Genomic DNA, 14,662 nt, shown 5'->3' with positions numbered 1-14,662 from the left:
GAAGAAATAAACATGAAAGGAGTTTCCACAAATGAAAAAAGGTTTACACCCTGAATACAGATTAGTTGTATTTGAAGACACAAGCAATGGGTATATGTTTTTAGGAAAATCTACTAAAGAAACTAAAGATACTGCTACTTTTGAAGGTAAAGAATACCCTGTTATTAAAGTGGCTATAAGCTCAACTTCACATCCGTTCTACACAGGAAAATCAAAATTTGTTGATGAAACTGGAAGAGTTGATAAATTTAAGAAAAAATATAATTTATAATTTTTGCAGAGTACGTGCTCTGCTTTTTTTTGAAATAATTTAGGAGGTATATTTAATGGCAATTTTCGAATTTAATCACCCACTTATTGAACATAAGTTGACTAATTTAAGAAACAAGGATACTGACACAAAGTTGTTTAGAGAAAGTCTTTATGAAATAGCTGCACTTATGGTTTATGAAGCAACAAAAGACTTCAAGGTTAAGGACACTGAAACTACTACACCTATAATGACAACAACTACTAAAGTATTAGCTCAACCAGTTACAATTGTTCCTATCCTAAGAGCAGGACTTGGTATGGTTGACGCTCTACTTGACTTAATACCTAATGCTAAAGTAGGACATTTAGGGGTTTACCGTAATGAAGAAACATTCAAACCTACATACTACTATGCAAAAATGCCTACAAACATTCTTGAAAGTAAGGTAATAATAACTGACCCTATGTTAGCAACTGGTGGATCTATAATTTACACATTAGATTATCTTGTAAATCTAGGTGTTGATATTAAGAATATTACTGTAATGTGTATAATAGCCGCACCAGAAGGTATAAAGGCAATTATTGAAAAATATCCAAAGATAAATCTTTATGTTGCTGCTATTGATCAAGGTTTAAATGAACACGCATACATTTACCCTGGTTTAGGTGACGCTGGAGACAGAATTTTTGGTACAAAATAGGAAAAAAGTGGTATAATATGACTGGTATAAAACATACAAAATTAAATTTTAATGAAATAAATAATATCATTGATCACATTGCTAGTAAGATATCAGAAAATAAGGAAAAAAGTATTTGTATCGCCTTAATAGGTGATTTAGGTACAGGAAAAACTGCATTCGCCAAGAGACTTTTAAAGGACCTTGGCGTTTGTGTGCCTGTAAAGAGTCCAACTTTTACATTCTTAATTGAATATACTACCCCTAGCATTGACATCGCACATTTTGATGTATATAGAATTAGTAACGAAGATAGCCTTTATGAAATCGGCTACTTTGACTATATTGATGCTCCTGGTTTAGTTTTAATAGAATGGGCTGATTTAATACCTCATTCACTACCAGATAACTGTCTTTTCTTTAAAATAGAACATGATAGTTTAGACACAAGATATATATCAATATATACTATGAAAGATGGTGAAAAAAATTATGTTGACATTTACAATTACAACTTCAACTAAACTTGCTAGCATGAGTCTTTTTCAAGATGATCTTTTACTAGGATCTATTGACGTTAATGTTAAAAAGACCCATTCGGTTAATATATTAAATCAAGTAAAAAGTCTTTTTGAATGGACTGGTGAAAGTATACAAAATGTTAAACGTGTAATAATTTCTAAAGGACCTGGATCTTTTACAGGTATTAGAATAGCTATGTCTTTAATTAAAGGTATCTTTGCTTTAGAAAAAGATGTTGAAATTTTTAGCGTGTCTGAATTGGACGCCATATTCTATCCTGCAAAAGACTTAGCTAGTATTGTTGTATCTGGAATTGATTCAAGAAAAGGTAAAATATATTACAACATTCACGAAAATGGCGTAAAAATTAAAGATGATACTATAGGGAACATATATACTCTAGTTGAAGAATTAAAAAATACAAAGAAAAGTATTGTATTTGCTGGAGATATAGCATATAACTATAGAGAGGTGATTGAAACTTTAGATACTGTTAAAGTCAGTTACCATAAACTTCTAGTTGATTCTAAAGTATTTTATGATATGTTTAAAGATAATCTTGCACAAAAAGAAGATATTGCAAGTGTTCATCCATATTATCTTGAACAATCACAAGCTGAGCGTGAGTATAAAGGAGTGTAGAATATGTCATTACTTAAACCTAAAAAAGGATTTTTCACAAAATTAAAAGAATTTTTTGTAGGTCAAAGCATAACAGATGAACTATACGAAGAATTAGAAGAACTTTTAATCCAATCTGATATGGGTATAAAGACTACAAGTAGTATAATAGAAGAGTTAATGAAGAATAATTTTTCTACTACTGATGAAGTCTATGCTAAGCTAGAAGAGATATTAATAGGTAAGATAAATAAGTTTAGTGATAATTCACTAAGATTAGATAAGTCTAAAAAGAATGTAATACTACTTGTAGGTGTTAATGGAGTTGGTAAGACTACATCTGTTGGTAAAATAGCTAATATTATTAAAAACAGTGGCTATACATTAGTAATAGGTGCAGCTGATACTTTCCGTGCTGCAGCTATTGAACAACTAGAAGAATGGGGTAAGAGAGTTTCAGTTAAAGTAATATCACAAAAAAAAGGAACTGATCCTGCTGCTGTTGTTTTTGATACATTAAACTATTTAAACAGCGAAAACATACAAGTTAGTATAATAGATACTGCTGGAAGATTACATAACAAAAAAGATTTAATGGATGAATTGGGTAAAATTAAAAAGATAATAACTAACAAAATTGATTCTGCAAATATTGAAACTTTGCTTGTAATAGATGCTACAACTGGTCAAAATGGTTTAGAACAAGCTAAAATATTTAATGAAATAACCTCTATTACTGGTGTAATACTTACAAAATATGATGGAACAGCTAAGGGAGGTATAATATTCCCAATAATAGAAGAATTACAAAAACCTGTGAAATTCTTAGGTGTTGGTGAAGGTATCAATGACTTAAAAGTCTTTGATCCAAAAAGTTTTGTAAAAGAAATTTTTAATAAATAAGGGGGACATAATATGTCTAGAAATTTAATTGAAGAAATAAAGAAAGAAGTGCAATCTAACAAAAAGTGTATAGTGCTTCCTGAAACTGAAGATGAAAGAGTTATTAGAGCTGCGGCTAAAATTCTTAAACAAGGTTTTGCTAATCTTATCCTTATAGGTTCTAAAGATAAGGTTGAAAGCGATGCAAAAAAATACGGTGTTGATATAGCTGGTGTTAAAATAATAGACCAAACTAATTTTGACAAAATAGATGATTTTGCTAATGAATACGCAAAATTAAGAGCAAAAAAAGGTATGACTTTTGAACAAGCTAAGACTATCATGACTACTGACCCTAGATTCTTTGGAGCTATGTTGGTTAGAATGAAAATGGCTGATGGTATGGTAGCAGGTTCATTATCACCTACTGCTAGTGTTTTAAGAGCAGCTATACAAGTAATAGGCCCAAAAAAAGGATTAAAAACAGTATCAAGTTCTTTCGTTATGCTTTTAAAGGATAATACTTATGGTGAAAACGGTACTATGGTATTCTCTGACTGTGGTGTTATACCAGAACCAACAGCAGAACAAATAGCTGATATTACTATCTCAGCTGTAGAAAAAGCAAGATTAGTTGCAAGAATTAAAGAACCTAAGGTTGCCCTACTTACTTACTCAACTAAGGGTAGTGCTGAAGGTGAAACAGTAACTAAGATGAGAGAAGCTAAAAAGATACTTGATGAAAAGAATGTAGATTTTGCATATGATGGTGAATTACAATTTGATGCTGCTGTAGTTCCTAAGGTTGCTCAATTAAAAGCTAAAGGTTCTACTGTTGCAGGTAGTGCAAATGTATTCATTTTCCCTAATTTATCAGCTGGAAACATTGGTTACAAACTAGTACAAAGATTAGCAGGTGCTACTGCATTAGGTCCACTTATCCAAGGTCTTGCAAGTCCAGTTCATGATTTATCAAGAGGATGTAGTGATGATGATATAGTAAGTATAGTAGCAATTGCATGTTGTGAAGCAAAATAAGGAGAGAATATATATGAAAATATTAGTAATTAACAGTGGTAGTTCATCACTTAAATTTGAACTTATAGACACAGAAACTAAAAAAACTCTAGCCAAAGGAATTTGTGAAAGAATAGGTATTAGTAACCAAATATTCACTTACAAAAACAAGGTTACTGGTTACAATGAAATTGAAAAACCTACTCCTATGCAAGACCACAAAGTTGCAATACAAGTTGTACTAGAAAAATTACAAGATAAAACTAATGGTGTAATTTCTTCTATGGATGATGTAGATGCAATAGGTCATAGAGTTGTTCATGGTGGTGAATACTTCGATGATGCAGTACTAGTAAATGATGATGTTATTAAAAAAATAGAAGAATTGGCTGACTTAGCTCCACTACATAATCCTGCTAACTTAATGGGTATAAAGGTTATACAAAAACTATTACCTAATACACCACAAGTTGTAGTATTTGATACAGCTTTCCACCAAACTATGCCAGATTATGCATATAGATACCCTGTACCTGAAGAAGACTATACTGAATTAAAGGTAAGAAAATATGGATTCCATGGTACATCACATAAATTTGTAAGTAACAGAGCAAGTGAATTATTAGGTAAAAAAGATTCTAAAATTATTGTTTGCCATTTAGGTAATGGTGCCTCTATATCTGCCGTTAAAAATGGTAAGGTAATTGATACTTCTATGGGATTAACTCCATTAGCTGGTGTTATGATGGGTACACGTTGTGGTGATATAGACCCTGCTGTTCCTTTATACATCATGCAAAAGAGAAATTTAAGTGCTAGTGAAACTGATACTAGATTGAATAAGAAATCAGGATTATTAGGTATATTCGGTAAGAGTTCTGACTTTAGAGATGTACAAGATGCTATGATAAATGGTGATAAACGTGCTAAATTAGCATATGAAATGTTCTGTTACAGAGTAAGAAGTTACATAGGATCATACATAGTAGCACTTGGTGGTGTAGATGCAATAGCATTCACTGGTGGTATAGGTGAAAATGCATTTAGAGCTCGTGAAGGTATATGCCGTGGTCTTGAATTTTTAGGAATAGAATTAGACTATGAAAAGAATAAAGAAATGATTTCTGGAGATGTTGAATATTCAAAACCTACTTCAAAAGTTAAAATTTACAAGATAGAAACTGCTGAAGAATTAATGATAGCAAATGATGCAGCTAGATTGGTTAAATAGTATGCATATGTTTAATAAGGAATATATTTATGCTCTAAGTTTTGCGACTATAGTGCTTTTAGTACTTTTCTCTATGGGCTTTGTTGTAAGGAATAAGTATAAGTATGCTAAGTTTTTAGGTATAGTATTAGTAATATTTAAAGCTTTAGATATCTCATATATCATCTTTAAAAAATGGTCAATATTTACTAATTTTTCTTTAGTAAGTACTGTCGTTCTAATTAGTTGCATAATATTCTTAATTACAAATAACAGGATGTGCTATAACCTATCGTATCACTTTATGTATGTGATACTCTTAATACTACTATTTATCCCTATTAAATGTGATAATCTACTACACCTGTTTTTAATAACTACCAACTATTTCTTAATAATCTTAGCCATACTTTATGGTTCTTACTTTTTAAGACAAAAGGTGGTATTTGCAGGTTTAGTTTGTAGTATCATATCCCTATTTATCCTAATATCTTTTGCATATGTAGGAAACAAGGGATTAGGAACAAATATGTTTTTCATACAAAATAGCATAGTGCCATACTTTAATACATTATCACAACATATATACTTAGCTATTTTGATGATATTAAATTTATTAGGAATTTGTTTTATGTATGTTATAAAGAAAAATTAATCGAGGGTGTTTGCCCTCGATTTTTATACTATTCAGTTCACTCTATTTTGTATATTTCCATCAATATACTGTATAACATTATCAATGCATATTTTTAATCTTCTAACCATAGATTCATGAGTCAGATATGCAATATGATCTGTTACAAATACATTATCATATTCTTTTAGCAAGTCATAATCATTAAACACGTCTAAAGCTACAGCATAAATTCTTTTTTCTTTTAATATTCTAGCTAGATCATTTGTATTTAATACACTAGGACGTGCTGTATTTATTAAAATAGCAGTAGGTTTTAAAAGTCTTAATTTATCATAATTCATGAAATTTTCTGTTTCTTTATTTAAAGGCATATGCAGAGTTAATATATCCGATCTTCTTAAAACTTCTTCTAGTGTGCTAGTACCTACCTGATGGGGATCATAGTATATGGTACTTGCTCCAAAACTACTAAATAATTTAGAAACTCTTTGCCCTATATTCCCATAGCCAATGATACCAACTGTTTTCCCGTGTATTTCATATCCAGAATGTACGCCTCTTTTATTCAACTCTCTATAAATATTCAATACTTGCCCTATAACAAGTTCAGCTACACATATATCTGAATATCCTCTAGAATTTGAAACAACTATTCCCATGCTTTTAGCTTTCTCTACATCTATATGATCAAAGCCTGTAAAAGCTATAGAAATATACTTTGTTTTTTCTAATTTTTCTAGAACTTCATTAGGAAATTTTGTATTAGCAATTACAAGTACATCACTATCTTTTGCTCTTTCATACAGTTCATTAGCATCTTTAGCTTTTGTTTCATAAACTACAAAATCAATTCCTTTTTCTTTAAACATATTCTTGACTTCTGTCATATCAACATTTAAAGGTTCTATCACTGTTACTTTCATTATTGGTTAGCTCTTTTCTTTTCTATGATCTTTACAGCAATTTCTTGTGGTACTTCTTCATAGTTTAAAAATACCATTTCAAATTTACCCTTTCCTTGAGTCATAGATTTTAAATCATTAATATATTTAAAAGTTTCCGCCATAGGTGCTACTGCTTTTAAGGTTTGCTTACCGTTGTATAAGCTTTCCATTCCTAGTACCTTACCACGTCTTTTACTAATATCTCCCATAATATCACCAACATAATCTTCTGGTATAGTTATGCTTAATTGCATTATGGGTTCTAACAATACTGGATTAGCTTCTTGCATACCTTTTTTGAATGCTAGTGAAGCTGCAACTTTGAATGCCATTTCTGATGAGTCTACTTCATGGTATGAACCATCATAAAGCACTGCCTTTATACCAGTAACTGGATAACCTGCTAATACTCCTTCTTTCATGGCTTCTATTAACCCTTTTTCAACGGCTGGGATATATGATTTAGGTACAGCTCCTCCTACTATTTCTTCACTAAATTCAAAGTGTTCCTTAGTATGTGAGAATCTAATTTTTACATCTCCATATTGCCCGTGACCACCAGATTGTTTTTTGTATTTACCTTGCACATCTGATGTTCCCTTTATTGTTTCCCTATATGGAACTTTAAGTTCTGTTACAATGACCTTAACTCCATAACGTTTTAGTAACTTTTCTATTATCCTATTAGCATGAATTTCTCCTTGAACACCTAATACTGTTTGCCCTGTTTCTTGATCACGTCTCCAATAGAATGATGAGTCTTCATCTCTTAATTTATGCAACGCATTAGATATCTTTTCTTCATCGGCTTTCTTTTCTGGAACTATGGCAATTAGCATTTGTTCTTTAGGAAATTCTATTGCAGGTATAGGTTCCATATTAGGATTAGTGCTTAAAGTATCTGAGTTTTTGGTGTATAAAAGCTTTGTAAATACAACAATATCTCCAACTATTGCCTTAGGTAATTCTACTAAATTGTCATGTACCCAAGTATATATCTTACCTATTTTTTCTGTTTCTTTTTTGTTGATATTATACACTTCGGTATCACTCTTTATTTCCCCTGAAACAACTTTAGCATATGACAAAACTCCTAAAAATGGATCTATTACTGTCTTAAATATTTGTGCACTAAAGTCTTTTACATGGCTTTTTACACTTACATTATCAATAGGTGATGGCATATATTCTCTTATCATGTTAAATGTAGTATGTAGTCCAATATTCTTGTAACTAGATCCGCATATTACAGGCACTAATGTTCCATCTAAAACACCTTTTCTTAATCCTTCATGCATTTGTTCTGTTGTAAATTCTTCACCTGCAAAGTATTTATCCATTAATTCTTCACTAGTTTCAGCTACAGCTTCTAATAACATGTCCCTTATTTCTGTATAATATATGTCTTTAGGCATAGGTGCATCATTACAAGATTTTCCGTCATATATTCTGGCATATAGGTCTACAACATTAATATGACCTTTAAAGTCTTTACCTGTTCCCCAAGGTATGTGGAAAGGTGCTATTCTTTTACCAAATTTTTGTTTTAATTCACGTATTATCTTGTCAAAATCTGCTTTTTCGCTGTCTATTTTGTTAATAAAGATTATCTTAGGAAGTTTTTTTTCATCTACCGCTTCAAAAGCTAATTCTGTACCTATTGATACATCAGTTGTTGCATCTACTACAATAATTGCACCAGCAGCTGCTGCTAATCCTGATTTTACTTCTCCTACAAAGTCTGAATAACCTGGTATATCCAAAAAATTATACTTAATATTTTGATATTCCATTGTGTTTAACATAGTCGTATTAGTCATTTTAAATATATCATTAGGATTTGAAATTTTATCTACTAATCCAACTGTATATTCTAAAGATTCAATGAAATTGCTTTTACCAGCACCAGTCTGACCCAACACTGCTATATTTCTAATATTTTTGATATCATAAATTCTCATATCTAACCTCCACAATCTTTATATACTATATTATATCCCTGTTTTGATATTTGTGTATAACTGAAAAAAAATATTTTAGTTAAAAAACAAGAAGTGCGTATAAGTAAGGATATTATAAAGAAAGAGCACATATTCTATTTTAAGTTAAATTATTAACAAATTTTTCGTTAAATTGCACTTTTTTTCTTTTTTTTAAAGAGTATAATAATATTTATCATGTAAAAAAGGAGTATATATGAAAAAAGCAACAATAAGTTTAATATTTTTAATTTCAAGTAGTTTGACATTCACTAATCAATTACTTTGTGGAAATCATCAAGCAGGTGCACATGGTTGTCCGAAATATTCATTACAACAACAAGATGATACACCTAGTGAAGAAGATCAAAAAATAGCAGCGTTAAGAAACGAGATAAATAATAAAATTGACAGACTTGCAAAAAATGATGACGATAAGATAGATATTAAAAATGCTTTTGAAATTGATAGCACAGATGATTTAAATAAATTAAAAAAAGCAAAAGAATATGTAGATGCTCTATTTGAAGATTATGATACTAACATTCATTATCTTCGTACTGTACATGCCTCACCTGATAATGACGGTTTTCTATATTTTGTAAATCGTAAAAAAAGTATTGACCAAAAAATCGATGCATTATCTAAAACTGCCAATCACGCTTTAGATGGTGTTTCATTAGCTGTTGCTATGGCTAATTTACCTACAGTATCAAGTGAATACAATCATAATATTTCTGCTTCATATGGTACTTATGCTGGTTCTCATTCATTTGCTTTAGGTCTTAGTGGACATATTGCTAATGATAGATTAAGTTACAAGCTATCTGGTGCTGTTAATACTAAAGGTAATCTTGCATTCGGTGTTGGAGTTGGTGTTAATCTTGGTAAGAAGAATCAATCTAATAAAGAATTACTTGATAGAATAGAAAAATTAGAAAATTTAGTTAAACAATTACAAAACAAGTAAAATATGGTACACCCTTTAATGGGTGTATTTTTTTATTTGACGATGAACAAAAAAGGATTGTTTCAATAGATGAAACTACAATTAAAATATTATATATATAGTTTAATATGGAGCTTACTAAAATTTAATAGATTTTAACGATTTTTCATGTGATTTTGAATATGTGAAAAAAATATTGATTCTTTACAATAAAATATCTTTTGATATAATACGGGTGAAGAAGGTGATATAATGCTAAGGAAAATTATTTTTCTATTCAGTATAAGTTTATTCCTCGCGTGTTGTATGCAGGATAAATTTAATCCCACTAGAGACATAAATGTCATCACAAGAGAGCAAGGCTCAGGTACTAGGGGTGCATTTATGGATATTTTCAAACTAGAATTGAAAGGTAAAAATCTTAAAAAAGATTTAATTACCAAACAAGCAAGTGTTGAGAATAATACCAACACTATTATTCAGACTGTAAAGAACGACAAGCATGCCATAGGATATGTTTCTTTAGGGTCAGCTAATAAGGATATTAAAATTTTGAAAGTCGATAATATTTACCCAGATATTGAGAATGTTCAAAATGGTAAATATACTGTCGTCAGAAATTTTTCAGTGATCGTTAATAAAAGCGACCACGATAATCCTTTATTCAATCATTTTATTTCATTCATTTTTTCAAATCAAGGACAAGAAATTATCAAAAAAAATTCCTACATTCCTATTCCAAATCAATTTTTTGCAAATTATCCAACCCAGAAAGTAAAAGGAAAGTTAATTATCGGTGGATCAAGTTCAGTCTCACCACTTATGGAGAAAATAATAGAAGCGTACTGTAAGGTTAATAAAGATGTAAAGATTGAACTACAAATTAGTGATAGTACAATTGGTATAACCAAAACAGCAGAAAAGGTATATAACCTAGGTTTAGCTAGTAGAAGTTTAAAAGATGAAGAAAAAGCAAATCTAGAGGAAATAAAGATAGCGTTAGATCCTATTGTTTTAATTGTAAATAAGGAAAATACTACAGAAAGTCTCACTAAAAATGAAATAAAAAATATTTATTTAGGAAATATTAAAAAATGGATAGAGGTGACTAAAAAATGAACAAAGAAAAGGTAATGTCCTACGTTTTTTTAGCTATTTCAACTACAACAATATTATGCGTTGTATTAATTTGTTCTTTTCTACTAATTAATGGTTTCCCTGTGATAAAACAATTAGGTCTTAGAAATTTCATTTTCAATATTGATTGGTCTCCTACGGATATACCTGCAAGTTACGGTATATTACCAATGATACTAGGAAGTGTTGTAATAACAATAGGTGCTATTATCATCGGTGTACCTATAGGTATTATGACTGCAATATATCTTGCAAATTACTGTCCTAAAAAGATATATCCTTTTTTAAAAAACACCGTTGATTTATTAGCTGGAATACCATCAATAGTATTTGGTTTTTTTGGATTGGTAATGATAGTCCCATTTGTTAGAACAGTATTCGGATATACTGGTAAAGGAATATTAAGTGCATCAGTACTATTAGGTTTAATGATTTTACCTACAATAATTTGCATAACAGAAACTTCTATAACCACAGTCCCCAAATTCTATTATGAAGGAGCACTAGCCCTTGGTGCTAGCCATGAAAGAGCGATATACAGTATAGTATTACCTGCAGCCAAGAGAGGTATATTCTCAAGTATAATCTTAGGTATAGGTAGAGCTATAGGTGAAACTATGGCTGTCGTAATGGTTGCTGGTAACCAAACTATTCTACCTACAAATATATTAAAAGGAGCTAGAACTCTAACAACTAATATAGTTATAGAAATGGGATATGCAACAGGATTCCACAGACAAACACTTATCGCAACAGGATTAATTCTATTTATTTTCATACTATTAATCAATTGTACTTTTGTATATTTAAACAGAAAGGATAACAAATGAAGATAAAAGACTATTTATTTAAATTTTTTGTGTATTCTTCTGCACTTTTAGCATTTGGTATGTTTGTATTTTTAATTATGTACATAGTGATAAACGGAATAAAGAATATAGACCTCTCTATTTTCTCAATAAACTATACTAGTGAAAATAGCTCTATTTTTCCATCATTCGTATCTACTATAGCCATAATCATACTAACATTAATATTTTCAATACCATTTGGAATAGGTAGTGCAATATATCTAACTGAATATGCAAATAAGAAAAATAGGATTATTCAATTAATCTCTATTACTACTCAAACATTAGCTGGTATACCCTCTATTGTTTACGGTCTATTTGGAATGCTTTTTTTCGTTACAAAGCTCAAACTAGGCTTTTCTTTAATATCAGGATCATTAACACTTGCAATAATGATTTTACCAATAATCATGGAAACAACAGAAAACGCATTAAACTCTGTTCCTGATAGCTATAGACAAGGTGCTTTTGGTTTAGGTGCTGGAAAATTAAGAACTGTATTTTCCATAGTATTACCTGCAAGCATGCCAGGTATACTTTCTGGAATAATACTTTCAATAGGTAGAATAATTGGAGAAAGTGCTGCCCTAATTTATACTGCAGGAACAGTAGCACAATTACCTAAAAGTATTTTTTCATCATCAAGAACATTAGCAGTACATGTATATAGTTTATCTAGTGAAGGCTTACATACCGATAAAGCATATGCAACAGCATTTATACTTTTAATACTAATACTAGGTATTAACTTACTTGCCAAAAAAATTACTAATAATTTGAAAAAGGGGTAAATATGGACAAAATACAAGTAAAAAATTTAAATCTCTATTACAACAAATTTCAAGCATTAAAAGACATTAATATTTCAATAAAAGAGAATAAAATAATGTCCTTTATAGGGCCATCTGGATGTGGTAAATCTACTCTTTTAAAATCTATCAATAGAATGAATGATTTAGTAGAAGATTGTAAAATTGAAGGTGAAATTTTATTAGATTCTAAAAATGTTAATGATATACAAGTTAATCAATTAAGAAAAAGAGTTGGTATGGTTTTTCAAAAACCAAATCCTTTCCCCATGAGTATATATGACAATATTGCTTTTGGTCCTAGAACTCATGGTATAACGAAAAAATCTGAGTTAGACTTCATTGTAGAAAACTCTCTTAGAAAAGCTGCTCTTTACGATGATGTTAAAGATAGGATATATAAGTCAGCACTTGCATTATCTGGAGGGCAACAACAAAGATTATGTATAGCAAGAGCATTAGCTGTCGAACCTGAAGTTTTACTTATGGACGAACCTACAAGTGCATTAGATCCAATTTCTACTGGGAAAATAGAGGACTTAGTTAGAGTTTTAAAAGAAAAATATACAATAATTATGGTAACCCATAATATGCAACAGGCTATAAGAATAAGTGATGATACTGCATTTTTCTTACTAGGTAGAATAATAGAAGTCGGAAAAACTGATGATATTTTTAGTAATCCTCGTGATAAAAGAACAGAAGACTATATCACAGGAAGATTTGGATAGGAGTGAATAAAATGAGAGAAAAATATGATGAAAAATTAAACTTACTAAATGATAACCTTGTTAAAATGGGTGAAATGGTAAAAGAACAAATAGCCAATACTATACGTATCCTTGAGAATCAAGACAAAGAAATTGCTAAAGAAATTTTGCAAAATGAAAACGATATTAACTCAATGGAAAAAAATATAGAACGTTTATGCCTTAATTTAATATTACACGAACAACCCGTTGCCAAAGATTTAAGAACAATATCTTCAGCATTTAAAATGATAATAGACTTAGAACGTATAGGTGATCATGCAACAGATATTTCAGAAATAATACTTGAAACTAAAAAGACATTGAAAAATATTGAAAACTTTAAAAACTTCATTGCTATGTCTAATAAGACGACTGAAATGATAACTAACAGTATTAATGCATATATTAATAAGGATATTAATCTTGCTAATTTAGTTATTAAATCTGATGATGTAGTAGATGACCTATTTGAAAAAATAAAGAAAGAAATGATGCATTTAATAAAAGACACTGATGAAGATGGAGAAAAAATAATAGAAGACCTATTAATCGCAAAATATTTTGAAAGAATAGGTGATCACTCAGTAAATATTGCAGAATGGGCGATATTTTCAATAACTGGAGAACATAAGAATTCAAAAATACTCTAATTCATGTTTTCAATTAAAAATTTTTCTTCAAAGTTAAAAAAGTACTTAATTCAATTTTTGAATATATAATGCATTAAATTCGTTAAGTCTAATTGTGGTTAAAAAATAAACTTTTATTTATTTTCAAACCACTTTTTTTTTTTTTTTTTAGCTAAAATATACTTGACTACTATAGAAATATTAAAAAATCTTTTTGAAAAGGAGAGAAATTATGAAAAAAACAATATTATTAGCAAGCGTGATTGCATCAATGACTGCATTAGCAGTAGAATCACCAAAAGGATTTGTTGAAGGTACTGCTAAAGGTGGAGTAACATTTAAACAAAATGTAAGTAATGAAACTAAAATATCTGGTGATGTAGAAGAATTATCAGTTAAAGGTGAAGTAAAAGTTAATAGATTTACTTTAGGTGCTGTATTAGCTAACAAGGATCTTAAGGGTATATCAAAAGAAAATCCATTAACAACTGAAAAATACACTGATAATCTATTAGATCATTCAAGTGTATACGCTAAATATGAATTACCAGAATTCTCTGGAATTAAATCATATGTAAAAGGAACATTAAATCCTAAAGCACCAACTGAAGATGGAAAACATAACTTCAAAAAAGGTAATGTAGAATTAGAAGGACAATTAGCTCACAGCTTCAATAACGGTGTAGAAGTATCATTAACTTCAAAGACTAAATTCCCATTTGAAAAGAAAGATGGAGAATATGGTAAAGGTGTAGAATCAGAACACGTATTAAAAGTAGCTGCTAAGA

Annotated in this window: 17 protein-coding genes; 15 read left to right on the top strand and 2 right to left on the bottom strand. The window is 29.9% G+C overall.

The features are described 5' to 3' along the window. Nucleotides 1-31 precede the first annotated feature (31 nt). From IMK15_RS03115 to IMK15_RS03080, 8 genes are read left to right on the top strand one after another with little or no spacing between them, the layout of a single operon-like run. A complete protein-coding gene (locus tag IMK15_RS03115) occupies nt 32-271 on the top strand; it encodes a type B 50S ribosomal protein L31 (RefSeq protein ID WP_046329009.1) in 240 nt (79 codons plus the stop codon). 55 nt (nt 272-326) lie between these two features. Further along, a complete protein-coding gene (gene upp, locus IMK15_RS03110; protein WP_192941853.1) occupies nt 327-956 on the top strand; it encodes a uracil phosphoribosyltransferase in 630 nt (209 codons plus the stop codon). 17 nt (nt 957-973) lie between these two features. Next, nucleotides 974-1,459, top strand: coding sequence for a tRNA (adenosine(37)-N6)-threonylcarbamoyltransferase complex ATPase subunit type 1 TsaE (tsaE, locus tag IMK15_RS03105; protein ID WP_046329011.1), 486 nt, complete (start codon nt 974-976; stop codon nt 1,457-1,459). Beyond that, nucleotides 1,428-2,099 (top strand): tRNA (adenosine(37)-N6)-threonylcarbamoyltransferase complex dimerization subunit type 1 TsaB, encoded by a 672-nt coding sequence (gene tsaB, locus IMK15_RS03100; protein WP_192941852.1) that lies wholly within the window; start codon nt 1,428-1,430, stop codon nt 2,097-2,099. Before tsaE ends, tsaB begins: the two co-directional genes overlap by 32 nt. A gap of 3 nt (nt 2,100-2,102) precedes the next feature. Further along, a complete protein-coding gene (ftsY, locus tag IMK15_RS03095) occupies nt 2,103-2,981 on the top strand; it encodes a signal recognition particle-docking protein FtsY (RefSeq protein ID WP_084710373.1) in 879 nt (292 codons plus the stop codon). A gap of 12 nt (nt 2,982-2,993) precedes the next feature. Further along, entirely contained in the window at nt 2,994-3,998 is a 1,005-nt protein-coding gene (gene pta, locus IMK15_RS03090) for a phosphate acetyltransferase (protein WP_192941851.1), read from the top strand. Nucleotides 3,999-4,011: 13 nt separating this feature from the next. Further along, the gene (locus IMK15_RS03085) at nt 4,012-5,208 is read left to right on the top strand and encodes an acetate/propionate family kinase (protein ID WP_192941850.1); all 1,197 of its coding nucleotides are present in this window, start codon (nt 4,012-4,014) and stop codon (nt 5,206-5,208) included. A 7-nt stretch (nt 5,209-5,215) separates the two neighbouring features. Next, a complete protein-coding gene (locus IMK15_RS03080) occupies nt 5,216-5,842 on the top strand; it encodes a hypothetical protein (protein ID WP_192941849.1) in 627 nt (208 codons plus the stop codon). A gap of 32 nt (nt 5,843-5,874) precedes the next feature. Here the strand turns inward: IMK15_RS03080 and IMK15_RS03075 are convergent, their stop codons facing one another. After that, nucleotides 5,875-6,747, bottom strand: a complete 873-nt coding sequence (locus IMK15_RS03075) for an NAD(P)-dependent oxidoreductase (RefSeq protein ID WP_192941848.1) — start codon at nt 6,745-6,747, stop codon at nt 5,875-5,877. After that, nucleotides 6,747-8,729, bottom strand: coding sequence for an elongation factor G (locus IMK15_RS03070; protein WP_046329017.1), 1,983 nt, complete (start codon nt 8,727-8,729; stop codon nt 6,747-6,749). Before IMK15_RS03070 ends, IMK15_RS03075 begins: the two co-directional genes overlap by 1 nt. 235 nt (nt 8,730-8,964) lie before the next feature. Between IMK15_RS03070 and IMK15_RS03065 the strand changes: the two genes are divergently transcribed. The 7 genes from IMK15_RS03065 to IMK15_RS03035 all read left to right on the top strand — a co-directional run. Then, nucleotides 8,965-9,717, top strand: a complete 753-nt coding sequence (locus IMK15_RS03065) for a YadA family autotransporter adhesin (protein WP_192941847.1) — start codon at nt 8,965-8,967, stop codon at nt 9,715-9,717. A gap of 231 nt (nt 9,718-9,948) precedes the next feature. Further along, a complete protein-coding gene (locus IMK15_RS03060) occupies nt 9,949-10,815 on the top strand; it encodes a substrate-binding domain-containing protein (RefSeq protein ID WP_192941846.1) in 867 nt (288 codons plus the stop codon). Beyond that, nucleotides 10,812-11,663, top strand: a complete 852-nt coding sequence (pstC, locus tag IMK15_RS03055) for a phosphate ABC transporter permease subunit PstC (protein ID WP_192941845.1) — start codon at nt 10,812-10,814, stop codon at nt 11,661-11,663. The genes IMK15_RS03060 and pstC overlap by 4 nt, the downstream gene beginning before the upstream one ends. Continuing rightward, nucleotides 11,660-12,475 carry a phosphate ABC transporter permease PstA gene (gene pstA / locus IMK15_RS03050; protein ID WP_192941844.1) on the top strand — a complete coding sequence of 272 codons (816 nt, stop codon included), beginning with the start codon at nt 11,660-11,662 and terminating at the stop codon, nt 12,473-12,475. The genes pstC and pstA overlap by 4 nt, the downstream gene beginning before the upstream one ends. Before the next feature lie 2 nt (nt 12,476-12,477). Further along, nucleotides 12,478-13,224 carry a phosphate ABC transporter ATP-binding protein PstB gene (gene pstB / locus IMK15_RS03045; protein ID WP_192941843.1) on the top strand — a complete coding sequence of 249 codons (747 nt, stop codon included), beginning with the start codon at nt 12,478-12,480 and terminating at the stop codon, nt 13,222-13,224. A gap of 11 nt (nt 13,225-13,235) precedes the next feature. Next, a complete protein-coding gene (gene phoU, locus IMK15_RS03040) occupies nt 13,236-13,895 on the top strand; it encodes a phosphate signaling complex protein PhoU (protein WP_192941842.1) in 660 nt (219 codons plus the stop codon). A gap of 211 nt (nt 13,896-14,106) precedes the next feature. After that, nucleotides 14,107-14,662: hypothetical protein (locus tag IMK15_RS03035; RefSeq protein WP_192941841.1), on the top strand; the 556-nt coding region annotated here is incomplete at its 3' end.

The organism is Sneathia sp. DSM 16631 (assembly GCF_014892235.1).
Classification (GTDB): domain Bacteria; phylum Fusobacteriota; class Fusobacteriia; order Fusobacteriales; family Leptotrichiaceae; genus Sneathia; species Sneathia vaginalis.
Note: the sequence above shows the minus strand (reverse complement) of the source record. Positions and strands in the feature narration are given on the sequence as shown.